This window comes from Kitasatospora phosalacinea, from assembly GCF_030268885.1.
Taxonomy (GTDB): Bacteria; Actinomycetota; Actinomycetes; order Streptomycetales; family Streptomycetaceae; genus Kitasatospora; species Kitasatospora phosalacinea_C.
In genome coordinates, this window is record NZ_BSSA01000023.1 from 108,435 (window position 1) to 134,355 (window position 25,921).

A 25,921-nucleotide genomic window follows, 5' to 3' on the forward strand; every position below is an offset into this window, starting at 1 on the left:
CTCGGCGGGCCGATGGTGGTCGCGGGTTCTCGGGGCGAATTCCCTCCCGGCCCCCGGAAAGCGCGAAACAATTCCGGTTGAGCGTACATAGCCAAGCCGCCCGGCACCACCAAACGGAAGTAATTCCCCCGATCCGGTGACCGGGCGGAAAAGCCCGGCGGCTCAGCCGTCGAGCCGGACCGAATCGCGTTCCCAGTCCTCGCGGTTGCGCAGGTAGCGCGGTGCCCGGGCCACGATGGACTGCGTCTCGGCGCTGCCCGGCCGCAGCCGCCAGCGCACCGTCCCGCTGACCCGGGCCGCGCACGCGTCGACGAACGCCTGGGCGGCCAGCCGCAGTTCGCCGAACCAGCGGCCCTCCAGCGCCTCCCGCACCCACAGCTGCTCGACGTGCATCTTCTCCCGGACGGTCTCGGCGGACAGCGTCGCGGTCTCCAGGTGCCGGTAGGTCGGCAGCAGCAGCGCGGCCGCGGGCATCTCGCGCAGCTCCAGCACCTTCTGCCCGCCCGCCAGGTGCTCCAGGCCGCTGTAGCGGCCGATGCCGTGCGCGCCGACCCGGCGGTTGAGCTCCTCCACCAGCACCCGCAGCGGCAGCCGGACGCCGTCCACGCTGACGGGCACCCCGGCCTCGAAGCCGATCTCGACCGTCCCGTCCGGCGCCCCGTCCCGCACGCTCCAGTGGTAGAGGTGCTCGGGGACGGTGTGCTCCTCCGGGTCGTCGACCACCCCGGACTCGAACTCCCGGCACCACAGGTTGGCGTCGATGCTGACCAGCCGCTTGCTCACGTGGACCAGCCCGGCCTCCTCCAGCTCCCGGGTCTTCGTCTCCCGGTCCACCGGCTCCAGGTCGTACGGGGTGCCGTAGCGGCCCCGGTAGCCGAGCAGGTCGAAGGCCCCGTTGAGACGGCGCAGGGTGTTCTGCGAGCGGTTGGCGGTGTGCAGCACGCCCCAGGCGTCCAGGTCGGCCGCGATGCCCGCGGCCAGCTCGGCGATCAGCGGCCGGCTCAACGAGGAGCTGATCGGGTGCGTCCCCAGGTAGACGGCCTGCGCGGCGATCGCCGGGCGGACGTACCGCTGCGCGAACGCCTCCCGGCCGTCGACCAGGTGCAGCCGGACGGAGAGCTGCTCGGCGACCTGCCGCAGCTCGTCCGGGTCCTCCCCGGCGCCCAGGTCGACGCTGACCGCGTGGACGTCGGTGAAGCCCGCCCGCACCAGCCGCAGCAGCAGGTAGCTGCTGTCGAGGCCGCCGCTGAACAGGGTGACCACCGGGCGCGACCGGTCGGCCCGGCCCGGGGCGAGGTCGGCGAACGAGCGGACGGGGCGGACGGGGCGGACGGCGGTGTCGGTGCTCATCGGGCGGTCTCCTGGTCTTCCGTGAGGCGGCGCAGTTCCGCGGCGAACGCGGCGACGGTCGGCTCCAGCAGCAGCGCGGTCAGCGGGATCTCCAGGGACAGCCGGGCGCGCAGCGCCTCCACGACGCCGACCACCTTGAAGGAGTCGCCGCCCAGCTCGAAGAAGTCGTCCTCCGGGCCGACCCCGGACAGCCCCAGCGCCCGGCACCACTCCTGGGCCACCACCTGCTCCAGCCCGGCGGGCCCGTCCGTCGGCGCCGGCGGGGCCGCCTCCCGGCCGGCGGCCCGCTGCTCGGCGGCCCGCTCGGCGGCCCGGCGCTCCAGCAGCAGGCGGTCCAGCTTCCCGTTCGGGGTCAACGGCAGCCCGTCGACGACCGTGAGGTCGGCCGGGACCATGTAGGTCGGCAGCCAGGTGCGCAGCGCGGTGCGCACCCGGGCCACCAGCGCCTCCCGGTCCGCGTCCCCCGCCGGTTCGAGGTACCCGGCGAGCCGCCGGTCGCCGCCCGAGCCGTGCGCGACCACCGCGGCCCGGCGGACCCCGGGCACCCGCAGCGCGGTGGCCTCGATCTCGCCGAGCTCGATCCGGATGCCGCGGACCTTCACCTGGCTGTCGACCCGGCCGAGGAACTCGAGGTTCCCGTCCGGACGGGCCCGGACCAGGTCACCGGACCGGTAGAGCCGGCCCCCGGGGCGCACCGGCGGGCTCTCCACGAACCGCTCGGCGGTGAGCTCCGGCCGGTCCAGGTAGCCCAGGGCGAGACCGGCGCCGCCGATCCAGAGCTCGCCCGGCTCCCCGTCCGGGACGGGCGCGCCGTGCTCGTCCAGGATCCACAGTTCGGTGTCCCGGATCGCGGAGCCGATCAGCACCTGCTCCGGGTCGGGGTCGCGCGGGCACACCCAGGCGGTGCAGTAGACGGTGCACTCGCTCGGACCGTAGAGGTTGGTGAGCGAGGCGGTGGAGCGGGCGTGGAACCGCCGGACCAGCTCGGGGGCGAGCGGCTCGCCGCCGGTGAGCACCTGCCGCAGGCCGTCGTAGCGCTCCGCCGGGTCGCGGGTCAGCAGGAAGAGGTCGAGCAGCGAGACCACGCAGTAGAAGGTGGTGATCCGGTGCTCGCGGATCAGCGCCGCGAGGTGGTCGGGGTCGCGCTGGCGGCCGGGCTCGGCGATCACGACGGCCGCCCCGGCCAGCATCGGCCAGTACGTCTCGCTGAGGTACATGTCGAAGCTGCACGCGGTGTGGTGGACCATCCGGTCCCGCTCGTCCATCCGGTGCGTCTCCTGCAGGGCCAGCAGCCGGGAGACCAGGGCGCGGTGGCTGATCAGCGACGCCTTGGGACGGCCGGTGGAGCCCGAGGTGTACAGCACCACCGCCGGGTCGTCGGCGCTCCCGCCCGCCGCGACCCGGGCCGCGGGCCAGGCGGCGAGGTCGTCCTCGGTGAGGACCGGGACCCCGGCGGGGAGGCCGGCCAGCCGGCCGCGCAGCAGCCGGCCGGTCAGCACCGCCCGCGGGGCGCAGTCCTCGACGGTGCGCAGCGTCCGGGCCGGCGGCTCGCCGACGTCCACGGCGGCGTGGGCGGCGCCCGCGAACACCACGGCCAGCATCGCCACCACGAACTCGACGGACCGCTCGTGGTAGACCACGACCCGGTCCCCGGGCCGCACGCCGTGCCCGCGCAGGGCCGCGGCCGCGGCCAGCACCCGGTCGCGCAGCTCGCCCATGGTGACGGTGGTGGCGCCGCTGACCAGTGCGGGCAGCTCCGGGGAGCGATCCCAGCGCTCCAGCAGCAGGGCGTCGATCCGGTGCGGGTGGTCGGGCCCGGCGGCGGTCAGGTCGGTGGCGGCGGCGCTCGCCCCGGCGGTCAGGTCGGTCGTCATGGCGGTGGTCCTCGTCATCGGGTCGCGGGGAGCGGCGCGGCGGCGAACAGGTCGAGGTGGTCGGCCAGCGCGTCGACCACGGCGGCCGGGTCCTCGGCCAGCAGCAGGTGGCGGCCCGGGACCAGCACGTTGCGGGTGCGCGGGGCGAACAGCGCCCAGTCGGCGGTCCGCTCCTCGGGGCACAGCGGGTCCTCGTCGCCGAACACGGTCAGCAAGGGGCAGTGCAGCAGCGGCTCCGGGTCGGACCGGTAGTCCTCGACCGCGCGGAGGTCGCCGACCAGGCCGGGCAGCAGCAGCCGCAGCATCTCGGGGTCGGCCGCGAGCGCGTCGGGCACGCCGCCGAACCCCTCGAGGAGCGCCAGCACCTCCGGGACGTCCTCGGTGTCCCGGAGGGTGCGGCGGCCGGGGTCGGGCCGCTCGGTCACCGCCCACTGCGAGACGACGACCAGCCCGGCGACCGGGACGCCGCCGTCGCGCTGCAGGGCGCGCACCGCCTCCAGGGCGATCACCGCGCCGGAGCACACGCCGACCACGACCAGCGGGGCCGTGCCGGGCAGCGCCGCGGCCGCCGCGGCGACCTCCTCGACCAGGCCCGGCAGCTCCGGGACGGGCTCTCGGATCCGCGACTCGCGCCCGGGCAGCCGGACCGTCGCCACCAGCCAGTCGGCGGGCGCGTGCCCGGCGAAGGCCAGGCCGCTCGACGCCCCGGCCCCCGCGTGCGGGACGAGCAGGACGCGCAGCGCCGCCGCGGCCGGGTCGGCGCCCTTGAGGGTGAAAGTGCGTGGGGACACGTGGGTCTCTCCAGGAGAAGGTGCGCCGGGTTCCGGGCCGCGCGGACGGCGGCCCGGAACCGGCGGGGGCGGTGGGTCAGCCGGTGGTGGCGACCTCGAGGAGCGCCCGCGCCAGGTGGGCGGGGTCGGCCGCGCCGACCAGCTCGCGCGCGGAGTGCATGGACAGGCCCGGCACCCCGACGTCGACCGTGGTCACGCCGAACTGGGCCGCGGTGAGCGGCCCGATCGAGGTGCCGCACGGGATGCCGTTGTTGGCGACGAAGTACTGCCAGGGCACCCCGGCCCGCTCGCAGGCCGCGGTGAAGAGGGCCTGGCCGGTGCCGTCGGTGGCGTACCGCTGGTTGGTGTTGATCTTCACCACGGGGCCGCCGTTGGGGAGCGGCTGGTTGTCCGGGTCGTGCCGTTCGCTGTAGTTGGGGTGCACGGCGTGCGCCATGTCCGAGGAGACGCAGAACGAGCCGGCCACGGCCCGCGCCCAGTCCTCGCCGCCGCCGCCGCGGACGGCCACCGAGCGGCCGAGCACCTGCTCCAGCAGCGGGCTCTTGGCCCCGGTCGCGGAGCCGCTGCCCACCTCCTCGTGGTCGAAGGCGGCCAGCACCGGGATGCGCACGGCGTCGGCGGCGACCGCGCCCGTCCGCCACGCCTCGGCGGCGGCGACCAGCGCGGCGACCCCGGCGTGCACCGAGACCAGGTTGTCGAGCCGGGACGACACCAGGAACTCGCGGTCCGCACCGAGCAGTCCGGGGGCCTGGAGGTCGTGCAGCATCAGGTCCCAGCCGAGCACGTCGGACGGTTCCAGACCGGCCCCCCGGGAGAGCCGCTCCAGCAGCGCGCCCTGCTCCGCACGGCCCAGCGACCAGACCGGCTGGGTCTGGCGCTGCCGGTCGAGCTTCAGTCCGTCGTTCACCCCGCGGTCCAGGTGGATGGCCAACTGCGGGACGCGGAACAGCGGTTCGTCGATCTTCAGCAGTCGGGAGCTGCCGTCGCGCAGGGTCAGCCGTCCCGAGATGCCGAGGTCCCGGTCCAGCCAGGTGTTGAGCGGCACCCCGCCGTACACCTCGACCGCGACCTGCCGCCAGCCGGCCCGGCCGGTGTCGGGGGTCGGCTTGATCCGGAGGTTGGGCGAGTCGGTGTGCGCGCCGGTGATCCGGAACGGGGCGTGCCGGGGCGCGCCCTCGGGCACGTACCAGGCGATCAGCGCGCCGCCGCGGGCCAGGAAGCTCCCGCCGTGGCCGCCGGTCCACTCGTCGGTGCCGCGCAGTTCGGTGAAACCGGCCCGGGTGAGGCGGTCGGCCGCCTCGGCCACCGCGTGGTAGGGGGAGGAGGCGTCCCGCAGGAACGCCAGCAGGTCCTCGGTGTGCCGGCGGGGGTCGATGGCGGGTGTCATGCGGTGGCTGCCTCTCGGGAGGGGATGGGGCCGGTCGGGTCGTCGACCGGGGAGTCCGGCCGGGCGCACAGCTCGCCGAGCAGGGCGACGTAGTCGGCCAGCAGGCGCTCCGCCGTCCCCCGGTCCCACAGGTCGGTCGAGTACTCCAGGAAGGTGCGGTGGCCGAGCCGGGGGTCGCGGCGCGGGGAGAGCCCGAAGCACAGCTCGGCCCGGGCCACCGCGGGGGCGACGTCCTCCACCTCGACCTCCAGGCCGGGGAGCTCGATCTCGGAGTCGGCGTAGTTCTGGAAGGCGAGCATGTACGGCACCCGCTCCGGCACGTCGGTGGCCCCGGCGTCCCGCAGCGCCTGCATGACCTGCGCGGTCGGCAGGACGTTCGCCATGGTGGCCAGCGCCCCCGCGGAGGTCCGGCGCACCAGCTCGGCGAAGGTCTCCCCGTCCCGGATCCGGACCCGGACCATCACCGCCGTGGTCACCAGCGCCACCAGCGACTCGGTCTCCGCCCCCTGCCGGTTCACGTACGGCACGCTCAGCAGGACGTCCCGCTCGCCGGACAGCCGGGCCAGGTGGAGGCCGAGGGCGGTGGCCGCCACCGCGAACGGCGTCACCCGCTGCGCGGCCGCGAACTCCTCCAGCGCGGCCCGCACCGGGCCGGGGAGGACGCCGCGCACGGTGTCCCCGTTCCCGCTCGGCGCCTCGGGCCGCGGCCGGTCCGTCGGGACCTCCAGTCGGCACGGCACGCCGTCCAGGTAGTCGACGAAGTGCGCGGCCCGGCGGGCGTCCGCCCGCGGGTCCCTGGCCGCGGCCTGCCGGCGGGCGTAGTCGGTGGCCTGCAGGCCGGGGGCGGCCAGGGCGTGCGGGCGGCCCCCGGCCGCGGCCGCGTACAGCTCGGCGAGCTCGGACATCAGCACCGAGTGCGACCAGCCGTCGGTGCTGATGTGGTGCAGCACGAACATCAGCACCCACTCGTCCTCGGCCAGCCGCAGCAGCCGCACCCGGGGCAGCGTCGGGCGGTCCAGGTCGAAGGGCTCCTCGGCCAGGTCGCGGCAGACCCGCTCGGCCCGCTCCGCGCGCCGGCCGGGCTCCAGCCGGGACAGGTCGTCCAGCGGCAGCCGCACCGGGGCGGGCGCCGCCACCTCCTGCCACCACGCGCCGTCCGCGTCCTGCACGTAGCGGGTGCGCAGCGCGGTGTGCCGGGCCACCAGGTCGGTCAGCGCGGTGCGCAGGGCCTCCGGGTCCAGCGGGCCGGCGAACCTGATCCGGGTCGGGATGTTCCAGATCTGCGGCTGCGGGACGGAGTGGTGACCGCCGATCATCCGGGCCTGCTGGTCGCTCACCGGGGCCCGGTCGACGGGCGCCGGCTCCGGAGCGGGTGCCGCCCCGGCGGGGTCGGCGCCGAGCCGGGCGGCCATCGCGGCCAGGGTGGCGTCGGCGAAGAAGTCGGCGAGCGCGATCTCGGCGCCGAGTTCGTCGCGCACCAGGTTGACCAGCCTGATCGCGCTGATCGAGTCGCCGCCCAGGTCGAAGAAGTCGGCGTCCGCGGCCACCTCGTCGAGCCGCAGCACCGCCTTCCACGCCTCCCGCAGCCGCTCCGCCACGGCCGGTCCGGCGGCGGCCGGTCCGTCGGCGGCCGGTCCGGTGGCGGTCGCCGGCCGGTCGGCGCGGGTGTCCCGGACCAGCCGGGCCCCGTCCACCGTCATCGCGTGCAGGACGCGCTCCAGGTCGGCGAGATAACCGCGGACGGTCCCCGGGTCGAACAGGTCGGCGTCGTAGCGGATCCGCAGCCGCAGGCCGGAGGCGGTGCGGACGGCCATCAGCGCGAGCTCCAGCGGGGCGGACTCGGTGCCGCCGTCGACCTCCTCGGCCCGCAGCCCCGGCAGCGCGATCCCGGCCAGCGGGGCGGTGTCCAGGTCCGCCGAGACGGTGACCAGCGGGCGCGGGTTGCCGCGGTCCGGGTTGACCTCGGCGAGCAGCGCGTCCAGGTCGACGTGCTGGTGGGCGTCGGCCTCGAACAGCACGTCCCTGGTGGCCCGGACCGCGTCCGCCACCGGGGTGTCGTCCCGCAGCGCGACGCGCAGCGGCAGCAGGGCCACGTGGAACCCGACCGTGTGCGCGGTGTCCGGGGTGCGGCGGCCGAAGGTCGAGCCGACCACGAACTCGTCCCGGCCGCTGCGCTCGCGCAGCACCAGCTGCCAGGCGGTCAGCAGGGTCGCGAACAGGGTGACGCCCTGTCGGCCGCTCCACTCCTGGACCGCGGCCGTGCGGTCGCGGTCCAGCCGGGTGTCGACCGCGCCGCCGCGGCCCGCCACCCGGCGGCCCCGCGGCCGGTCGGTCGGCACCGCGAGCACCGGCGGCAGCGGGTCGAGGTGGCGCCGCCACCACTCCAGGTCCGCGTCGCTGCGGGCCGGTTCGGCCGCGCCGAGCGTGGTCCCGGCCGGGGCCGCGAACACCGCCGGTCGGCCCTCGACGGCGGCCGTGTAGAACTCCCGGAGGTCGGCGGCGAGGATCCCCGCCGAGTGCCCGTCGGTGACCAGGTGGTGCAGGCCGAACGCCAGCACGTGGTCGTCGTCCGCCAGGGTCAGCAGCCGCGGCGTGAACAGCGGGCCCTCGGCCACGTCGTACGGCCGGGTGCTCTCCTCGCGCAGCAGGTCCGCGACGGCCCGGTCCGGGTCCTGGCCGCGGGCGTCGGTCACCCGCAGCCCGCCGTCCCGGTCCGCGGGCGCGGGCCGGACCACCTGGTGGAGCGGCTCCTCCGCGCTGCCGGGCCGGAACACCGTCCGCAGCCCGGCGTGCCGCTCGACCAGCCCCGCCACCGCGGAGCGCAGCGCCGCCGGGTCCAGGGCGCCGCGCAGCCGCACCGCCTGCACCTCGTTGTACCCGGCCCGGCCGTCCATCAGCTGGCCGGCCAGCCAGAGCCGCCGCTGCGCGGCGGTCGCCGGGCCCGACGACCCGGCTGCCGCGGCGGCCGGTTCGGCGCCGTCCGCCGCGGGCGGTCCGGTCACCGCAGCGGGCGCCGCGGCCCCGTGGTGGCGCTGCCGGAGCGCGTCCAGGCGTTCCAGCCCGGCCCGCATCAGCTCGCCCGGCATGCCGAAGTCGACCAGGGCGGCGATCTCGTCGACGCCCGCCTCGCGCAGTGCGTCGACCACCGGGGAGCAGGTCTCCACCGTGCCGATCAGCGCCCGCTCGTCGCAGTAGCGGTCGTAGGCGCGGCGGAACAGGTAGTCCAGGTCGTCGTCGCTCGCCTCGGCCACCGCCTGCGGCCCGGCGCCGAACGCCCCCGCCGCCGAGCGCATCTGCAGCGAGGAGCGCAGGTAGCGGCTCATCGGCTCCAGGGCCTGCGCCCGGGCCGTGGCGTGGTCCTCGCCGAGGTAGGTGTGCAGCAGGACGGTCACCCGGCCGCCGTCCGGGTCGAGTCCCGCCTGCTCGCGGACCTTGCGGTAGTGGCGGATGTTCTCGGCGAGTTCCGGCACCGTCTGGTTCATCAGGTTGGTGACGACGCCCAGGTCGCGGCGGGCCGCGTCCTCGTACGAGTCGCGGCGGCCCGAGGTGGCCAGGAACATCGGCGGCAGGTCCTGCACCGGTCGGGGGTGGATCCGCACCTCGACCGGGCGGCCGTCCCCGGTGCGGCGCTCCAGGGCGCCGCCGCGCCACAGCGTGCGGACGTCCTCCAGGTGGGCGAAGCCGATGGCCTTGCGCTGTTCGAAGCGGTCCGGGTGCAGGGCGAAGTCCTGGGCGTGCCAGCCGGTGGCGCAGCCCAGGCCGACCCGGCCGCCGGACAGGTTGTCCACCACCGACCACTCCTCGGCGACCCGGACGGGGTCGTGCAGCGGCAGCACCACCGAGCCGGCGTTCAACCGGATCCGCCCGGTCTCCCGGGCCAGCGCCGAGGCCAGTACGGACGGGTTGGGGAACAGGCCGCCGAAGGAGTGGAAGTGGCGCTCGGGCACCCAGAGCGAGCTGAACCCGCGCCGGTCGGCGAACCTGGCGGTCTCCACGATCCGGGCGTACGCCTCCTCGGGCCGCGGTGCGTCCGGACGGTCGCCCGCCGCGTCGGCGGACGGGTAGTCGCCGAAGAAGTAGACGCCGAAGTCCGGTGCCGGGCGCGGCCGTTCGGGCCACTGTGCGGTCCGGCTGCGGGCCGCGGGCGAGGCGGAAGGGGCGGCGACGGGGGTGGCGGTGCGCGGGAAGAAGCCGCCGTCGCGCAGGGCGCGCAGCGAGTCCTTCACCGCGTCCGCGACGCGTTCGACGTCGGCGTCGGTGTGGGCGGTGGAGAGGTAGAAGCTGCGCCACTCCCACACGTGGATGCCGCGCAGCAGCAGGTGCTGGTAGAGCAGTTCCATGTCGGCCCGGTGGGTGAACCGGAACATCGACCCGAAGTGGCTCAGCCGCAGCGGGAACTCCTCGTCCGCGAAGAAGCGGTTGAGGTCGGCGGCGAGGGCGTCCGTGCGGGCGTTGAGCCGCTCCTGCAGCGCGGGGCCCTCGGCGGTCAGGTGGAGCAGCGACGCCTTGGCCGCCGCCATGGACAGCGGGTGCTGCATGTAGGTGCCGCCGAAGAACGTGGTCTCGGCCTCGGGGCGGCTGTCGTCGCCGTACCGCCAGAACCCGCCGTCGACGCCGTCCAGGATGTCGGCCCGGCCCGCGACGGCGCCGATCGGGTAGCCGCTGCCCAGGGCCTTGCCGTAGGTGGCCAGGTCCGGGACGACCCCGAAGTGGTGCTGGGCGCCGCGCGGGTGCGGGCGCAGGCCGGTGAGCATCTCGTCGAAGAGCAGCACGATGCCGCGGCGGGCGGTCAGTTCGCGCAGGGCGCGCAGGAACGCGACCGGCCGCAGCTCCGGGTTCCGGCACTGGACGGGCTCGACCAGGACGGCGGCGAGGGTGTCGCCGAGCCGGTCGATCGTCTCCAGCGCCTCCTGGCTGCCGTACTCCAGGACGATCAGCTCGGACACCGCGCTCTGCGGGATGCCGCGGGAGACCGGGACCGCGCGGCCGCCGTCCGGGCCGGGGCGGCCCAGCACCGAGTCGATGTGGCCGTGGTACGAGCCGCGGAACATGACGATGCGGTCGCGCCCGGTGGCGGCCCGGGCCAGCCGGACGGCCGCCGAGTTGGCCTCGGTGCCGGAGTTGGCGAACGCCACCCGCTCCAGGCCGGTCAGGTCCGCGAGCAGCCGGGCCACCTCGCCGGCCTCGGCCGGACGGGGGCCGAACCGCAGGCCGTCGGCCAGGTGCCTGCGCACCGCCTCGCTGACGAACTCCGGCTCGTGGCCGAACAGCAGGGCGCCGAAGCCCATGGTGATGTCGGTGTAGTCGTTGCCGTCCAGGTCGGTCAGGTGCGCGCCGCGCGCCGAGGAGGCGGCGAGCGGGTACAGCGTCTCCTTGGTGGAGCGCCGGAACCCGACCACCGCGCGGCTGTCGGCGAGCACCGAGCGCTGACGCTGGGCCAGTTCCTTGGAGCGGCGGGTGCGTTCGACCAGGCGGCGGGCGAGGTCGGCGGCGTGGGCGCGCTGTGCGTGGTCGGCGGTGTCCCCGGCCATCCCGGAGCCCTCCGGGAGGGTCACCCGCGGCCCGTGCACCACGGGGGCGGCGGGCTCGGCGGCTCCGGTGGCGGGCCCGGCGGCTGCGGCGGCGGAGGGCGCCGTCGTGGCTGCGGCCGTGGCTGCGGCCAGCTGCGCGGTGAGCTGGCGGGAGAGTGCGGCCGCCCGGTCCGCGGCGGTTGCGGTCACCGGGCGCGCCCGGCGGTGAGCAGGGCCACCGCGTCGGCGAGCTGGGCCACCATGGCGGACTGGGTCTCGGCCAACAGGTTGACCTGGCGGGCGAGTTCGGCGAGCTCCCGGCGGGTCGGGTCCTCCCCGGCCGGGTCCACCGCGGGGACGGGAACGGGGACGGGGACGGGAACGGCGGCGGCGGGGGCGGGCAGGGTGTCGGGGGCGGCCCCGGCCCCGGCCGTCCGCCCCGCGATCAGGGCGGCCACCAGCTCGGGCGTGCCCGCCTCCTCCAGCACCTCGCGGACGGCGATCCGCGTCCCGAACTCGCCCTCCAACTGGCGCAGCATGCCGATCAGTTGGAGCGAGTCCGCGCCGAGTCCGACGAAGGTCCGGCCGGGCTGGACCTCCTCGGTGCGGTAGCCGAGGTGCTGTGCGGTGAGCTCCAGCACCCGGTCGAGCACGGCCGATTCGGTCATTGCGTCCTCCTGGGAAAGCACGGGTGTGGGTTCGCGGTCCGTCCAGGGACCGGCCGGGGGTTCGGGTCCGGTCCAGTACGACCGGTGTTGGAAGGGGTAGGCGGGCAGCGGGACGCGTCGTCCTCCGCCGCCCTCCAGCAGGGCCGCCCAGTCGAGGGCGACGCCCGCGCAGTGCAGGTGGGCCAGCGCGCTCCACAGTCCGTCGAGCCCGGGGCCGCGGCCCTCGGTGGGGACGCAGAGCGCGTCGGGCGCGGCCCGCCGGACCATGCCGGTGAGCGGGGCGCCGGGGCCGAGTTCGACCAGCGGGCCGCGGGGGGCGAGGGTGCGCAGGACGGCGTGGAAGTCGGCCGTCCGGCGGGCCTGCCGGACCAGGTGGTCGGCGTCCGGGAGCCAGCCGGGCGGGTGGGCGGTGCCGTCCAGTCCGCTGACGAACTCCACCTGCACCGGTTCGAACGGCACCTGTTCCGCGACGGCGCGGAACTCCGCCAGCACCGGGTCGAGCAGCGCGGTGTGGAAGGCCCGGTCGACCGCGAGGAGTTCGCCGTCCAGGCCGTGCGCGGCGAGCCGGTCGCGGACGGCCCCGACCGCCGCGGGGCGGCCGCCGAGCACGTGGTGGGCGGGGCCGTTGGCCACCGCCAGCTCGACCGGTCCGGCGCCGGACCGGGCGGCTTCGTCGAGGAGTTCGAGCACCCGGTCGCGCGGGGCGAAGACCGCGAGCATGGCGCCGGGCTCGGTGCGCTGCATCAGCCGGCCGCGGTGGCAGAGCAGCCGTACGCCGTCCTCCGCGGTCAGGGCGCCCGCGGCGCACAGGGCCGCGTACTCGCCGACGCTGTGTCCGGCGACCGCGGACGGGGTCACGCCGAGGTGCCGCCACAGCCGGGCCTGGGCGGTCTGGAGGGCGAAGCCGGCCGGCTGGGCGAAGGCGGTGTCCCACTGCCGGGGTCCGGCGCCGTGCAGCAGCCGGTCGAGGAAGTCGCCCTCCCCGGTCTCCGCGCGGTACGCCTCGGCGCAGGCCCGGAGGGTCTCGGCGACCACCGGGAAGCGGGCGGCGAGTTCGGCGGCCGCGGCGGGGCGGCCGGTGCCCTGGCCGCTGAACAGGAAGCCGGGGGCGGGGGCGGGGGCCTCGACGGTGCCGGTGCGGTGGCTGCCGGGTCGGCCGGGGGACGCCGGGTCGGCCAGGTAGGCGTCGAGCGCGGCGGTCAGGCCGTCGGCGGGCGCGGTGAGCACCAGCCGGTGGCGCAGGTGGCGGCGGCCGAGCGCGGCGGTGGCCAGCAGGTCGGCCGGGTCGGTCCCGGGGTGCCCGGCCAGGTGGGCGCGGTACGCCCGGGCCAGGGCGGTCAGCGCCGCCGGGCTCTGCGCGGACAGCGGCAGCAGGGCGGGCACCGGGGCGGTCCGGGGGCGGGGGCGGGGCGGGGCGGCGGGCGCCTGTTCGAGGATCACGTGCGCGTTGGTGCCGCCCATGCCGATGGAGTGCACGCCGGCCCGCCGCGGCCCGTCGGTCCGCCAGGGCGTGGCGCGGGTCGGCAGGACGAACGGGCTGTCCTCGACGCCGAGCAGCGGGTTGGGGTCGCGGAAGTTCACCAGCGGGGGGATGACGCCGTGCCGCAGCACCAGGACCGCCTTGATCAGTCCGGCCAGTCCGGCGGCGCTGTCCAGGTGCCCGATGGCGGGCTTGGTGGAGCCGAGCGCGCAGAACGCGGTGCGGTCGGTGTGCCGCCGGAACGCCTCGGTGAGGGCGGCGAACTCGATCGGGTCGCCCTTGTAGGTGCCGGTGCCGTGGGCCTCCAGGTAGCCGATGGTGTCGGCGGGCACGCCGGCCCGTTCCAGGGCGCCGAGCACCGCGTCGCGCTGTCCGGGCACGCCGGGCGCGGCGAAGCCGCCGCGGTCGGGTCCGTCGTTGGTGACGGCCGAGCCGAGCAGGACGGCGTGCACGGTGTCCCCGTCGGCGAGCGCCTTCGCCAGCGGCTTGAGCAGGACGGCCGCGACCCCGTTGCCGCCGACCGTGCCGTCCGCCGCCGCGTCGAAGGCCCGGACCGCGCCGGTCCTGGAGAGGGTGGACCCCTTGACGTGCAGGTGTCCGGTGACCTGCGGCAGGTGCAGGGCGGAGGAGCCGACCAGCATCAGGTCGGCGTCGCCGGCCAGCAGCGCCTGGCAGGCCAGGTGCACCGAGACCAGGGCGCTGGAGCAGGCCGTGGCCACGTTGACCGCGGGGCCGCGCAGGCCGAGCCGGAAGGCGGTCCGGGTGGCGGTGAAGTCCGGGTAGTTGCCGACCTGGACCTGTTTGACGGTGGTCCAGTCCCCGTGGCGGACCTCGTCCCCGATGTTCGAGCCGAGGTAGCCGTGCAGCGAGTACAGCCGGTAGCCGGTGCTCGCGTAGACGCCGATCCGCTCGCCGGAGCCGGCGTAGCCGCCGTCCTCCAGGGCGTGGTGGGCGCACTCCAGGAAGAGCCGCTGCTGCGGGTCGGTGACGGTGGCCTCCCGGCCCGTCATCCCGAAGAACTCCGCGTCGAACCCGTCGATCCCGTCGAGCAGGGCGCTCGCCCCGACGTGGTCCGGGTCCAGGTACCGCTCCGCCGGCACGCCCGCCGCCGCGAACTCGGCCCGGGTGAACGGCCGTACGTGCGAGGTGCCGGACTCGATGTCCTGCCAGTACTGCTCGGGCGTGTCAGCTCCGGGAAACCTCAGCGCCATCCCGATCACGGCGATCCGCCGGTCCTGCATCGTTCTCCCCCTCGTCGTTCCCACGTGCGGCCGCTCCCTCCGGCCGTCCCCGCTGCCGCAGCACCCGGGCCACGAAGACCAGGGCGAGCAGGATCGCCGCCCCGTGCGCCACGCCGACCACCGGCAGCGGCGCGAACACCTCCAGCGCGGAGGCGACCGCGATCATGCCGACGCCGAAGCCGAGGTTCTCCACCGTCGCGGACAGCCCGAAGGCGTGGGTGCGCAGCGTGCCCGGCAGGGTCTGCAGGTGCGAGGTGTACGAGACCTCGGTGAGCCCGTCCGCCGCTCCGGCCAGCAGGGCGATCGGGACGGTCACCGCCCACGGGAACCCGGCGAAGGCCAGGATGAAGGTCGCCGACATCGCGATGGTGCCGAGACCGAACCCCAGGGCGCCGACCGGGTCGCCGCCCCGCTTGGCGTACCGCTGCAGGACCTGCTGCACCAGGACGTTGCCCAGGGCCCACACGCACCAGAAGACGCTGACGAACACCGCCGGGTGGTCGGTGTCCAGCCCCGTGGAGTACACGGGCAGCGCCGCGTTGTGCGAGGAGGAGCCGAGCGCGTCGACGCCCCGCAGCAGCACCATCAGGCCGAGCACCGGGGCCGCGGCGAGCGCCGTGACCGCCGCGGGCAGCTTGCGCCGTCCCCCGTCGGCCGTCCGGGCCGGTGCGCCGTCCTCCCGGCCGGTCGGCGCGAGGGCCGGCAGCAGGGCGACCGTACCGGCGCAGACCAGGAAGGTGGCCATGTCCACCACGAAGGCGGTGGTGTAGCCGAGCAGCGACACCACCACGCCCGAGGAGGCGAACCCGGCCACCATGGCCATCGAACGCCCGCTGACCATCAGCGAGTTGGCCCAGGTGTGCCGGCCCTCCTCGACGATCGACGGGATCGAGCTGCGCAGCGCGACGATGAACAGGGTGCCCGCGACGCCGACCACCGCCGACACCGCGAACAGCGCGGGCGTCCGGAGCCCGGGCGGGGCCAGCACCAGCACCAGCATCGCGGCGGCCTGGGCCAGGTTCGCCCAGAGCATCACGCCCTTGGCGGACCGGCGGGCCAGCAGCGCGCCCACCACCAGCCCGGCCACGAAGCCCGCCCCGAGCCGCACCGCCATGAACACGCCCACGGCCAGGGCCCGGTCGGTCACCGCGTACACGTAGAGGTTGAGCGCGACCACGTTGAGGAAGGTCCCGTACGAGGAGATCGCGTACCCGGACACCAGGATCCGGTACCTGCGTTCCCGGTCGGACATCGGTCGACTCCTCACGGCCAAGTGGCGGTCCCTGCCCGGCGACCATAGGCACAGGCCCGTCCGTCTGCCCGCCCCCGCCGGGATGCACAGATGTAACCTGCACAGTTGTGAGGCATGGTCATACCGACGCACCCGCATACGATTGCGACCAATCCGGGTCCGAGCGGGCCTGCGAAACGGCCCTGGCGGTCTACCGGGACGCGCTGCGGGCGGGCCGGATGCCGCGCGACCGGGTGCCGCGCTGCCTGCGCGAGCTGCGCCTGATGGCGGACGACCCGGCGGACGACGGGTACGCCAGGCCCGTCCCGCCCGAGGTCGCCGCCTTCGCGGTCACCAACCCGCTGGAGGACGAACTCGCCCGGCAGCAGCGGGTGCTGCGCGAAACCCGGGCCCGGCTCGCCGACTTCGAGGCGGCCTACGTCCACGACCGGACCGCGGACCGCCCGGCGATCACCCGGCTCACCGACCCGAAGGTGATCAACACCGCGCTGGCGGCGGCCGTCGCCGGCTGCCGGCGCGAACTGCTCACCGCGCAGCCCGGCGGCGGCCGGCCGGAGTCGGTGCTGGCCGAGGCGATCTCCCGGGACCTGCTCGCGCTGGCCCGGGGCGTGCGGCAGCGCACCATCTACCAGCACACCGTGCACACGCACCGGCCGACGATGTCGTACATCGAGCAGGTCACCGCGGCCGGCGCCGAGGTGCGCACCCAGGCGGAGATCGTCGAGCGGCTGGTGATCTGCGACCGGGAGGTGGCGTTCATCCCGCTCTCCGACGACCCGGCCGCCGGGGCGCTGCAGATCACCGAGCCGGCCATGGTCCGGTTCATGGTCCGTTCCTTCGAGCAGAGTTGGGAGCTGTCGGTGCCGGTGGGCCCGGTCGACTCCGCGCCGCGCACCCCCGTGGCCGCCTCCGACCTGCAGCGGGCGATCCTGCGCGCGGTGGTCTCCGGCGAGACCGACCACGCGATCGCCCGCCGGCTCGGGATGAGCCGGCGCAGCGTCGCCGAGCACGTCCACAAGGCCGCGGTGCAGCTCGGCAGCGGCAGCCGGGCCCAGCTGGGGTACCTGTTGGCAACTTCCGGACTCCTCGGCCCCGAGGAGTGAGCGGCCCGCGGGCGACGTGGATACGCTCGCGGCCACCGTGTCCCCTTCCGGAAGGAACCGTCCGTTGGCTACGGACCGCGCCATGCTCCTCGTCGGCGGCACCGACACCCACGTCGACCGGGCCAAGTCGCTCGGTCTGCGGATCGTGCTGATCCAGCACCCGGAGAAGATCAACTCCTTCCAGACCTCCCGCGCCGACGCGGTCCTGATGGTCGACTACACCGACTGGGACACCGTCCGCCCGCTGGCCGAGGCCGCCCGCCGGGTGTGGGACTTCGACACCGTGGTCTCGCTCACCGAGGGCGGCCTGGAGACGGCCGCCCGGCTCAACGACCTGTTCGGCTTCGGCGGCACCCCGCACCACGTGGTGCGGCGGATGCGGGACAAGGGCGAGATGCGCCGGCACCTCGCCGCGGCGGGCAGCCGCCTCACCGTGCCCAGCGAGCCGGTCGACGGCCCGGAGTCGCTGGCGGCGTTCGGCACCCGGGCGGGCTACCCGTTCATCGTCAAGCCGACCGACACCACCGCGAGCTTCGGCCTGCAGCGGGTCGACGGCCCCGAGGACCTGCCCGCGCTCTGGGAGCGGCTGGAGCACCTGCTCGGCCGCCGCACCGACCGCGGCACCTCGCTGTTCAAGGTCAGCGGCTTCCTGATGGAGGCGTACGTCGACGGGCCCGAGTTCAGCGTCGAGACGTTCAGCTTCGCGGGCCGCCACGTGGTGGTCGCGGTCACCGAGAAGCTGGTCGACGAGGCCCACTTCGCCGAGCTCGGCCACGCCGTGCCGGCCCGGCTCTCCCCCGACGACCGGGCCGCCGTCACGGACGCGGTGCGCGAGTTCCTCACCACCGTCGGCCTCACCGACGGCCCCGGCCACACCGAGCTGCGGCTGAGCGCCAAGGGGCCGGTGGTCATCGAGTCGCACAACCGGATCGGCGGCGGCACCATCGGCGACCTCGTCCGCACCGCGTACGGCATCGACCTGGCCGCCCTCGGGGTGGCCTGGCCGGCCCGGCTGGTCGACGAGCTCCCGGACGACCCGCAGCCGCTCGCCGCCGCCTGCACCCGCTTCGTGCTGCGCTCCCCGGGCACCGTCACCGCCGTGGCCGGCCTCGACGAGGTCGCCGCCCGCCCGGACGTGCTCTCCGCCCACCTGTCGGTGCGCCCCGGCGACACCGTGCGCCCGGTGCGCGACAACTGGGACCGGCTCGGCTTCGTCGCGGTGCGCGCCGACTCCACGGACGCGGCGGTGGAGCTCTGCGAGCGGCTGGTCGACCGGGAGATCCGGATCGACGTGGCCGCGGAGGCGCCCGCCCCGGAGCCGGTCCGCTGACCATGGGCACCGAACGACTCGCGTCCCGCCTGGCGGCGGTGGTCGGCCCGGCGCACGTCCTGGCCGACCCCGGCCTGCGGGCCTCCTACGAGACCGACTTCACCGGCCGCTGGACCGGCCGGGCCCGGCTGGTGGTCCGGCCCGCCGACACCGCCCAGGTAGCCGGGGTGCTCCGGACCTGCCGGGAGGCCGGGATTCCGGTCCTCCCGCAGGGCGGCAACACCGGCCTGGTCGGCGGCTCGGTGCCCACCCCCGCCGGGGACCAGGTGGTGCTGTCGCTGCGGCGGCTCGACACCGCCGGCCCGGTCGACCCCGACGCCCGGCAGATCACCGTCGGCGCCGGGCTGACCCTCTCCGCCCTGCACGGCCGACTCCGGCCGCAGGGCTGGGAGTTCGGCGTCGACCTGGCCTCCCGGGACTCCGCCACCCTCGGCGGCATGATCGCCACCAACGCGGGCGGCGAACGCGTCCTCAAGTACGGGACCACCCGGGCCAACGTGGCCGGCCTGCAGGCGGTCCTCGCCGACGGCACCGTGCTGGACCGGCTGGCCGGGCTGCCCAAGGACAACACCGGCTACGACCTCACCGGCCTGCTGGTCGGCAGCGAGGGCACCCTGGCCGTGCTCACCGCGGCCCGGCTGCGCCTGGTGCCGCGGCCCCGGCACCGGGTGGGCGCCCTGCTGGCCGTCGACTCGATCGCGGCGGCCACCGCCCTGGTGACCCGGCTGCGCGGGCTCGAATCGCTGGAGCTCGCGGAGTTCTTCACCGCCGAGGGCCTCGACCTGGTCCTGGAGCACACCGGCCTGCCCGCGCCCTTCCGCGCCCGGCACCCCGTCCACCTGCTGGTCGAGTGCGCCGCCCGGCACGACCCGACCGACGAACTCGCCGAACTGCTGGCCGACGCCGACCTGCTGGACGCCGCCGTCGCCGTGGACGCCGCCGACCGACACCGGCTGGCCGCCTACCGGGAACGGCACACCGAGGCGATCAACGCCGCCGGCACCCCGCTCAAGCTCGACGTCACCCTCCCGCCCGCCGAACTGCCCGGCTTCGCCGCCGAGCTCCCGGCCCTGCTCGACGGCCGGGCCCGCCCCTACCTGTTCGGGCACCTCGCCGAGGGCAACCTGCACGTCAACCTGCTCGACGTGGCCCCGGCCGACGAGGAGGCGGTCGTGCTGGCCGTCCTGGGCCGGGTCGCGGCGGCGGGCGGCAGCATCAGCGCCGAGCACGGGATCGGCCGGGCCAAGGCCCGCTACCTGCACCTCACCCGCTCGGCCGCCGAGATCAGCGCCATGCGGGCCGTCAAGTCGGCGCTGGACCCGGCCTGGCTGCTCAGCCCCGGCACGCTGCTGGCCGCGCCCGACTGACCGGGCCGCGCACGGGCGCCGGCGGGGCGACTCCCGCCCCGCCGGCGCCCGTTGCCGCCTCAGCGCTCCGGCGCGGCCGTCACCTGGAGGACCGGCCCCGCGTGGGCGCCGTTGGCGACGTTCACCACCACGTCGCCGGAGGACTCCGGGGTCGCCCGGGCGAACGCCCCGCCGTAGCCCGCCGCCGAGGTGAACACGCCCCACAGCGGCGTCCAGGACGTCAACTCGCCGCGCTCGTCGGGGAACAGCTCGGGCGTCGGACGGATCCGGCGCTGGACGACGAACGGCCCGTCGAGCGCCGCGGTGACCAGCTCGCGCCACTCCTGCGGGGCCAGGTCCTCCGCCCAGCCGAGCACCACGCCGCTGCCGCCGGACAGCGAGGTCGGCTTGAGCGCCAGCTCCTGCTGGTGCGCCACCGCGTACTCGACCAGGTCGACCCGTTCGCCGCCCTCCAGGGTGACCGGGCCGGGCCGGACCATCCGCGTCCACGGCAGGATGCGGTCCAGGCTGGCCAGTTCCTCCGGGGTGAACAGCCCCCGGTTGCCCTCGTCCGAGAGCATCGCCAGGGCGCCCTTGCTGGCGTAGGCCGCCGAGTCCATCGGGGTGAAGATCCGCACCTCGCCGCGCTCCGCCGCGTCCAGCACCGGGTCCATCAGCCCGGGTGCCTCCGGCCCCTTCAGCACGTCCCCGATCAGGAAGGTCCGGAAGACGATGTCCACCGGCTTGTCGCCCAGCCACACCCGGCCGTCGCGCGCCTCCAGGTGCCCCAGGTGGCAGGGGTACGCCTCCAGGCCCAGCTCCGCCCAGCGCCCGCAGAGCAGCTCCATGTAGGGGAGCATCTTGTCGTAGCTGCCGGGCCAGTCGGTGAGCGCCACCACCGGGCGGTCCTCGCGGGTGAAGCCGCTCTCCACCAGGATGTTGTTGACCTGCTCGCGCAGCGTGTCGACGTACCCCAGCCCGTGCCGCTCGGCGAACTCCGCGAGCACCGGGTGGTCGAGCTGCGAACGGCACATGTCGGCGTTGTCCATGCCGCCGACCGCGCTGCCGATGTTGAGCTCCAACAGCTTGAAGCCCGACGGGTCGAGGTACAGGTCGGCGCGGGTCTGCCGGGTCAGCGACCGGCCGCGGCCCCGCAGGACGGCGGCGACCTGCAGGTCGTTCAGGCCCACCGCGCGGGAGAACGCCGCGAAGTCGCCGCCGAACAGCCGGTCCGGGAGGGCGGCCAGGGCGGTCCGCAGGTTCTCCAGGTCGGCGTGCAGCCGGACCTGCTCGGCCAGGCCGAGGAAGAGCGGGCGGGAGAGGTACTTGCTGTCGTAGAAGGTGTTCAGCATCGCCGAACGCACCTGCGTCCCGACCAGCTCGTCGGCCTTGGCCCCGCTCGCGACCACCTCGGCCAGGTACTCCCGCGTCAAGGATTCCCGATCCATCAGGACCTCTCTCTGTGCCTTCCCCTACCGTGCGGGCACCATCTGACCGCACCGGGACGCACGGGCACCCGAACCGGAGGCATCTCTGTCAGCTACTTGCCATCCCCCGGCGCCCCCGGCCCCGACCTGCCCTCCGGCGGCGTCAGGACGCCCGCAGCAGGCCGAGTTCGGCGACCCGCAGCCCCGCCTCGAAGCGGCTGTCGACCTCCAGGTGCTTCAGGATCGCGGCGACGTGCCGCCGGTAGGTGCGCACCGAGACGTTCATCTGCCGGGCCGCGGCGTCGTCCTTCATCCCGGCGCCGAGCATCCGCAGCACCTCGGCCTGGGTCGGGTCCAGGCGCAGGCCCCCGGTGTCGGCGGCCCGCTCGCCCGACAGCTCCCGGGCGTGCTCCCACAGGTCCTGCTGGATCCGCTGCAGCCCGAGGACGGCCTCCTGGAAGGCCAGCAGGACCTGCGGCCTCCCCTGCCCCGCGCCCGTGTGCACCAGGGCGAGTTCGCTGCCCAGGAAGGCCAGGCCGGGCAGCGGCACCGAGGCGGAGACCCGGACCTCCACCTCCTCGGCCGACATCCGGGCCAGCAGCTCCCGCACCCCTTCGCCGCGGGCCACCCCGGGCGGCAGCAGCAGCCGCAGCCGGTGCCCGCGCGGCAGCACCTCGCCGCGGACGAACCGGGCCACCTCCGAGCCCGGCCGACCGACCGCCTCGGCGGCGAACCGCCCGACCAGCCGGACCGTCCCCGTCCCCGGCTCCATCGCCCGCAGCGCCCGGCTCAGCACCTCGGCCACCGCGCCCTGTTCGACCTCGGCCGCCAGCCGGCCGGTCCGCTCCCCGACCGGCGTTCCCCCGCCGGCCCGGGGCTGCGGAATCCTTCGCACACCAAGGTCACTGGTCGCAGTTGTCCCCTGCAAGATGTCGCCCCCCGATCGACCCGGGCCGTACCGGCCCGAAACACGCACTGCCGGACAGTACCGTCCGGTCACCGGCGTTGAGCGTAACGCGACAAAAGCAGGCGGCGGTGTGGCGGTGATCACGTTTGGTCAAAGTTTGCCAAACTTCGCCGCCGCTCCCGGGGCGGCGTCCCGTGCGGCGCCGCCCGGGCTCAACTGCCGTGCTGTCGCGGCGAGGTGCCCCGGCCCCCGGAGGCGGGACGGCCGTACCGGCTCCGGGAGGTGGGCCGGTGGTGGCGGGGCCGTTCGACGACCGGGTCGGGGATCGCGACGGGCACGCCGGTGGGGACGCGGGCGCCGGTGATCCGGGTGAGTTCCGCGTCGCCCGCCCGGACCGCGGTGGTGACGGGCGTGACACCGGCCGTGGTCATCATCCGGACCGCCCCCCGCCGCTGCTCGGGCAGGACCAGGGTGACGACGGTGCCGGACGCACCGGCCCGGGCGGTGCGTCCGCCGCGGTGCAGGTAGTCCTTGGGGTCGGCGGGCGGGTCCAGGTTGACGACCAGGTCGAGGCCGTCGACGTGGATGCCGCGGGCGGCGACGTCGGTGGCGACCAGCGCGGCCACCTGCCCGGCCCGGAACTGCTCCAGGGTGCGGGTGCGCTGCGGCTGGGACTTGCCGCCGTGCAGGGCCGCGGCCCTCACGCCCTTCGCGAGCAGCGCCTCGACCAGGCGGTCCGCGCCGCCCTTGGTGTCGGTGAACATGATCACCTTCCCGTCCCGGGCGGCGATGTGGGCGATCGCGGCGTCCTTGTCCGCCCTCCGCACGTGCAGCACGTGGTGCTCCATCGTGCTGACCACGCCCGCGGACGGGTCCACCGCGTGCGTGGCCGGGTCCTTCAGGAAGCGCCGCGCCAGGCGGTCGACGTCGCGGTCCAGGGTGGCGGAGAACAGCAGGGTCTGGCCGTCCTCGGCGACCTGCTCCAGGAACCCGGTGACCGTCGGGAGGAACCCCATGTCGGCCATCCGGTCGGCCTCGTCGAGGACGGTGACGGCGACCGCGTCCAGCCCGCAGAGCCCGCGCTCGACCAGGTCCGCCAGGCGGCCGGGCGTGGCCACCACGATCTCCGCCCCGCGCTCCAGCGCCTGCGTCTGACGGCGGACCGGCACCCCGCCGACGACGGTGGCCGTCCGCAGGCGCACCGCCTGGGCGTACGGCGTGAGGGCCTCGGTGACCTGCTGGGCGAGCTCGCGGGTGGGCACCAGCACCAGGGCGAGCGGGCGCCGCGGCTCGGCCCGCCGCCCCGCGGTGCGGGCCAGCACGGCGAGGCCGAACGCCAGCGTCTTGCCGGAGCCGGTGCGCCCCCGCCCCAGCACGTCGCGGCCGGCCAGCGCGTCCGGCAGCGTGGCGGCCTGGATCGGGAAGGGCGTGCGGACGCCCCGGCGGGCCAGCACCGGCAGCACCTCCTCCGGCAGGCCCAGGCCGTCGAACGAGTCGGTGTGCGGGTGGGGGGAGCGATCCATGCGAATGCCTTCCCTGGAGCGGCACCTGACGCACGGCCGGCGCCCGTCGGACGCGCGGGAACGGGAGGTGACATGCCGAAGGGCCCGCACCGGGCGTGACGCGTACGGTGCGGGCCCCTCGCCGCCGGGCGGGTGCCGCGGCGGTGGAAGAACTACAGCGGGCGGATGTTCTCGGCCTGCGGGCCCTTCTGGCCCTGCGTGACGTCGAACTCGACCTTCTGGCCCTCGAGCAGCTCACGGTAGCCACCGGCGTTGATGTTCGAGTAGTGGGCGAACACGTCCGGACCGCCGCCCTCCTGCTCGATGAAGCCGAAGCCCTTTTCCGAGTTGAACCACTTCACGGTGCCATTAGCCATGTAAAAAATCTCCTTCAGGGGCTTTCCGGCATCCGCACGATACGCATGCCGAGTCACCGTGATGGGAGCCCGCCCGGAGAAGATCCGGAAAAACAAAAAATGCGCCCGCAATGCGTGAGCAGGCGCACACAAAGTTCATGGGAACCATTACTGCAACTACCTCGACTGTAGCAGCCCCGGACCCGCAACGGGCGGAAATAGGCACCCCGATTTTTCGGCGCCGCACCCCGGCACCGCCCGGCCGCACCCCCGGCCCGCCAACTCCCGTCCCGTCCAAGCGCGTTGTCCCCAGCTCGGAGCGCCGCCCACCGGTCGCCCCCGGCTCCCGGCTCCGCCCCCGGGGAGGAGTCGTCCGTCACACCCGGCATTCCGGACCGCCGGAATTCGTCCCCCCGGAGGGGGGTCAACACGGCCCTCCGCGGCGCATACTGGCCTGGATGAAGAAATCTGAAGCAGTCCGCCGCCACCTGCCCACCAGCCCCTTCAAGGCCAGGACCGAAGCGCCGCGCAAGCACTTCTCGGTCGGCGAGCGCGTCACCCACGACGCCTACGGCCTCGGCCGGGTCGTCGGCGCCGAGGGCGACACCGCGGTCATGGTCGACTTCGGCTCACGGCAGGAGCGCATCGTCGAGCCCTACACCGGCATGTACCCCCTCTGACCCGCCCCGACCGGCCACCCCGCCCCCACGAGGACGCAGCAGCCCCGCCGGACCGAACCGGGCCGGGGGCTGCTGCGCGGTCCGCTCGCGCACCGCTCGCGCACGGGCGGACGCCCCGCGACGCCTCGGGGCCCTGAACGGTCGGGGACGGGACCCCTGGTGCCAGCCGGAAGGCCCCGTCCCCGCGTGTGCGCGTGACGGCCGACCCTGGCTCCGCGCACACCCTCCGTTCGCGGCGGTGGGGGCACGGGCTTGGTGCGGACCCCGGACGTTCACCCGATCGGCGCAACGCGAGGTCGAGGACGCCCCGGATCAGGGCCGGGCGAGGTGGGTCGGGTCTCCACCGAGCCCGGTGCAGAGCCGCTGCCGGGCGCGGTCGGCGACGGTGGGCTGCTTCCCGTCGCAGTAGGGGGACGGCCGTCGGCGGTGTGGTGACGCAGCATCACCAGCACCGCACCGCACCGGCGTCGGCGTCCGGACCGGCGGCGAGGCCGCGCAGGAGGGTGACGGGGCTGGCGAGGCACGTGGTTCTCCCCAGCGGCGTCGGACGGCGGTGGGCCGCCCTCGACGGCTACCGGAGCGCCCTGGCCGCCGACCCCGCCCACACCGCCGCCCTGGCCGGACGGGCCCGCGCCGAGGCGGCCCTCGGCCGTACCGACGACGCCCCCGCTCTCGCCCACGGCTGGCGCAGCGCCCCGTTCCTCCACCACCGCGGCGAGGTTGAGCGCGCCCTCGGCCGCACCGAGGACGCCCGCGCCGACCTCTCCCCGGCCCTCGCCACCGATCCGCGGTTCAGCCTCCTCCAGGCCCCTCAGGCCCGCGCCGCGCTGGCAGCGCTCGTTTCCTCACCCGGCGCCGGAGGCACCCGATGGGGTGAAGGACCGCCCCACGACCACGCCGCCGTCGCGAGCTCCCCGAATCACCGGTGCCGCCCCGCCCGGGGCGACGTCCCGTCCGACCGCAAGGAGCCGTCATGTCCCGCACCCGCACGTACTTCGCCGTCGCGCTGGCCGCCACCGCCGTCCTCGGCACCGCCGGAGCGGCCTCCGCGTCCGCCGGGGCCGAGGGCGTGGCCGCCGGGTCGCCCGGCGTCCTCTCCGGCAACCTGGTCCAGGTCCCGGTGCACGTCCCGGTCAACCTGTGCGGCAACACGGTGAGCGTCGTCGGCGCGCTGAACCCGGCGTTCGGCAACTCCTGCGCCAACCTCGGCTGACCGTCGTCCACGGGCCCGAGCCGTGACCCGTGGACGGCACGAGGGCCCCTCCCGGAAGTCGCCGGGAGGGGCCCTTCTGTGTGACGGGGGGTCAGGAGGCGGGCATCAGGACGGTGTCGACGATGTAGACGGTGGCGTTGGCGGTCCGGACGTTGCCGCACAGGACCTTGGAGTTGCCGTTGACGGTGAAGTCGGGCGTGGTGCCGGTGACGGTGAGGTCGCCGCCCTCCAGGGTCTTGTGGGTGCCGGCCAGTGCGTCGGGGGCCAGGCGTTCGGGGGTGACGTGGTAGGTGAGGACCTTGGTGAGCTTGGCCTTGTCGGCGAGCAGGGCGTCCAGGTCGGCCTTGGGGATCTTGGCGAAGGCGTCGTTGGTGGGGGCGAAGACGGTGATGTTCTGTGCGGAGTTGAGGGTGTCGACCAGTCCGGCCTGCTTGACGGCGGTCACCAGGGTGGACAGCAGCGGGTTGTTCGAGGCGGCGGTGGCGACCGGGTCCTGGGCCATGC

The 25,921-nt window shown here is 75.6% G+C and carries 17 protein-coding genes; 5 read left to right on the forward strand and 12 right to left on the reverse strand.

Annotated elements, in window-relative coordinates:
• Positions 1-162: 162 nt before the first annotated feature.
• The 7 genes from QSK52_RS27765 to QSK52_RS27795 all read right to left on the reverse strand — a co-directional run bounded on the left by QSK52_RS27765 (position 163) and on the right by QSK52_RS27795 (position 15,553).
• Positions 163-1,350, reverse strand: coding sequence for an argininosuccinate synthase-related protein (locus QSK52_RS27765; RefSeq protein WP_285738912.1), 1,188 nt, complete (start codon positions 1,348-1,350; stop codon positions 163-165).
• Positions 1,347-3,224 carry a non-ribosomal peptide synthetase gene (locus QSK52_RS27770; RefSeq protein ID WP_285738913.1) on the reverse strand — a complete coding sequence of 626 codons (1,878 nt, stop codon included), beginning with the start codon at positions 3,222-3,224 and terminating at the stop codon, positions 1,347-1,349. Before QSK52_RS27770 ends, QSK52_RS27765 begins: the two co-directional genes overlap by 4 nt.
• A 14-nt stretch (positions 3,225-3,238) precedes the next feature.
• Complete coding sequence (locus QSK52_RS27775; protein ID WP_285738914.1) at positions 3,239-4,015, reverse strand: thioesterase II family protein; 777 nt, start codon at positions 4,013-4,015, stop codon at positions 3,239-3,241.
• Between the two features lie 76 nt (positions 4,016-4,091).
• Complete coding sequence (locus QSK52_RS27780; RefSeq protein ID WP_285738915.1) at positions 4,092-5,402, reverse strand: M18 family aminopeptidase; 1,311 nt, start codon at positions 5,400-5,402, stop codon at positions 4,092-4,094.
• A complete protein-coding gene (locus tag QSK52_RS27785; protein WP_285738916.1) occupies positions 5,399-11,122 on the reverse strand; it encodes a MupA/Atu3671 family FMN-dependent luciferase-like monooxygenase in 5,724 nt (1,907 codons plus the stop codon). Before QSK52_RS27785 ends, QSK52_RS27780 begins: the two co-directional genes overlap by 4 nt.
• The gene (locus QSK52_RS27790; RefSeq protein ID WP_285738917.1) at positions 11,119-14,301 is read right to left on the reverse strand and encodes a type I polyketide synthase; all 3,183 of its coding nucleotides are present in this window, start codon (positions 14,299-14,301) and stop codon (positions 11,119-11,121) included. The genes QSK52_RS27785 and QSK52_RS27790 overlap by 4 nt, the downstream gene beginning before the upstream one ends.
• Positions 14,246-15,553, reverse strand: a complete 1,308-nt coding sequence (locus QSK52_RS27795) for an MFS transporter (protein WP_285738918.1) — start codon at positions 15,551-15,553, stop codon at positions 14,246-14,248. The genes QSK52_RS27790 and QSK52_RS27795 overlap by 56 nt, the downstream gene beginning before the upstream one ends.
• Before the next feature lie 218 nt (positions 15,554-15,771).
• Here QSK52_RS27795 and QSK52_RS27800 point away from each other — a divergent pair, with 218 nt between their 5' ends.
• From QSK52_RS27800 to QSK52_RS27810, 3 genes are all read left to right on the forward strand, one after another.
• Positions 15,772-16,656, forward strand: a complete 885-nt coding sequence (locus QSK52_RS27800; RefSeq protein WP_285738919.1) for a LuxR family transcriptional regulator — start codon at positions 15,772-15,774, stop codon at positions 16,654-16,656.
• A 64-nt stretch (positions 16,657-16,720) separates the two neighbouring features.
• The gene (locus tag QSK52_RS27805) at positions 16,721-17,986 is read left to right on the forward strand and encodes an ATP-grasp domain-containing protein (protein WP_285738920.1); all 1,266 of its coding nucleotides are present in this window, start codon (positions 16,721-16,723) and stop codon (positions 17,984-17,986) included.
• Positions 17,987-17,988: 2 nt separating this feature from the next.
• Positions 17,989-19,353, forward strand: a complete 1,365-nt coding sequence (locus tag QSK52_RS27810) for an FAD-binding oxidoreductase (protein ID WP_285738921.1) — start codon at positions 17,989-17,991, stop codon at positions 19,351-19,353.
• Between the two features lie 59 nt (positions 19,354-19,412).
• On the opposite strand, the gene QSK52_RS27815 is transcribed toward QSK52_RS27810, so the two are convergent.
• From QSK52_RS27815 to QSK52_RS27830, 4 genes are all read right to left on the reverse strand, one after another.
• Positions 19,413-20,780 carry a hypothetical protein gene (locus QSK52_RS27815; RefSeq protein ID WP_285738922.1) on the reverse strand — a complete coding sequence of 456 codons (1,368 nt, stop codon included), beginning with the start codon at positions 20,778-20,780 and terminating at the stop codon, positions 19,413-19,415.
• 142 nt (positions 20,781-20,922) lie between these two features.
• Complete coding sequence (locus tag QSK52_RS27820; RefSeq protein WP_285738923.1) at positions 20,923-21,654, reverse strand: helix-turn-helix transcriptional regulator; 732 nt, start codon at positions 21,652-21,654, stop codon at positions 20,923-20,925.
• Between the two features lie 224 nt (positions 21,655-21,878).
• The gene (locus QSK52_RS27825; protein WP_285738924.1) at positions 21,879-23,279 is read right to left on the reverse strand and encodes a DEAD/DEAH box helicase; all 1,401 of its coding nucleotides are present in this window, start codon (positions 23,277-23,279) and stop codon (positions 21,879-21,881) included.
• Between the two features lie 62 nt (positions 23,280-23,341).
• Entirely contained in the window at positions 23,342-23,545 is a 204-nt protein-coding gene (locus QSK52_RS27830; RefSeq protein ID WP_285738925.1) for a cold-shock protein, read from the reverse strand.
• 437 nt (positions 23,546-23,982) lie between these two features.
• Between QSK52_RS27830 and QSK52_RS27835 the strand changes: the two genes are divergently transcribed.
• Together QSK52_RS27835 and QSK52_RS27840 are read left to right on the forward strand one after the other, a co-directional pair.
• Positions 23,983-24,204 carry a hypothetical protein gene (locus QSK52_RS27835; protein WP_285738926.1) on the forward strand — a complete coding sequence of 74 codons (222 nt, stop codon included), beginning with the start codon at positions 23,983-23,985 and terminating at the stop codon, positions 24,202-24,204.
• A 973-nt stretch (positions 24,205-25,177) separates the two neighbouring features.
• The gene (locus tag QSK52_RS27840; RefSeq protein WP_285738927.1) at positions 25,178-25,417 is read left to right on the forward strand and encodes a chaplin; all 240 of its coding nucleotides are present in this window, start codon (positions 25,178-25,180) and stop codon (positions 25,415-25,417) included.
• Between the two features lie 91 nt (positions 25,418-25,508).
• Here QSK52_RS27840 and QSK52_RS27845 read toward each other — a convergent pair.
• Positions 25,509-25,921, reverse strand: a 413-nt coding sequence (locus QSK52_RS27845) for a fasciclin domain-containing protein (protein WP_285738928.1), incomplete at its 5' end; no start/stop codon positions are given.

Coding starts and splice junctions, on each gene's coding strand:
- QSK52_RS27765 (WP_285738912.1), bottom strand. CDS start 1,350: ATGAGCACCGACACCGCCGTCCGCCCCGTCCGCCCCGTCCGCTCGTTC.
- QSK52_RS27770 (WP_285738913.1), bottom strand. CDS start 3,224: ATGACGACCGACCTGACCGCCGGGGCGAGCGCCGCCGCCACCGACCTG.
- QSK52_RS27780 (WP_285738915.1), bottom strand. CDS start 5,402: ATGACACCCGCCATCGACCCCCGCCGGCACACCGAGGACCTGCTGGCG.
- QSK52_RS27790 (WP_285738917.1), bottom strand. CDS start 14,301: ATGCAGGACCGGCGGATCGCCGTGATCGGGATGGCGCTGAGGTTTCCC.
- QSK52_RS27795 (WP_285738918.1), bottom strand. CDS start 15,553: ATGTCCGACCGGGAACGCAGGTACCGGATCCTGGTGTCCGGGTACGCG.
- QSK52_RS27800 (WP_285738919.1), top strand. CDS start 15,772: ATGCCGCGCGACCGGGTGCCGCGCTGCCTGCGCGAGCTGCGCCTGATG.
- QSK52_RS27810 (WP_285738921.1), top strand. CDS start 17,989: ATGGGCACCGAACGACTCGCGTCCCGCCTGGCGGCGGTGGTCGGCCCG.
- QSK52_RS27815 (WP_285738922.1), bottom strand. CDS start 20,780: ATGGATCGGGAATCCTTGACGCGGGAGTACCTGGCCGAGGTGGTCGCG.
- QSK52_RS27830 (WP_285738925.1), bottom strand. CDS start 23,545: ATGGCTAATGGCACCGTGAAGTGGTTCAACTCGGAAAAGGGCTTCGGC.
- QSK52_RS27835 (WP_285738926.1), top strand. CDS start 23,983: ATGAAGAAATCTGAAGCAGTCCGCCGCCACCTGCCCACCAGCCCCTTC.
- QSK52_RS27840 (WP_285738927.1), top strand. CDS start 25,178: ATGTCCCGCACCCGCACGTACTTCGCCGTCGCGCTGGCCGCCACCGCC.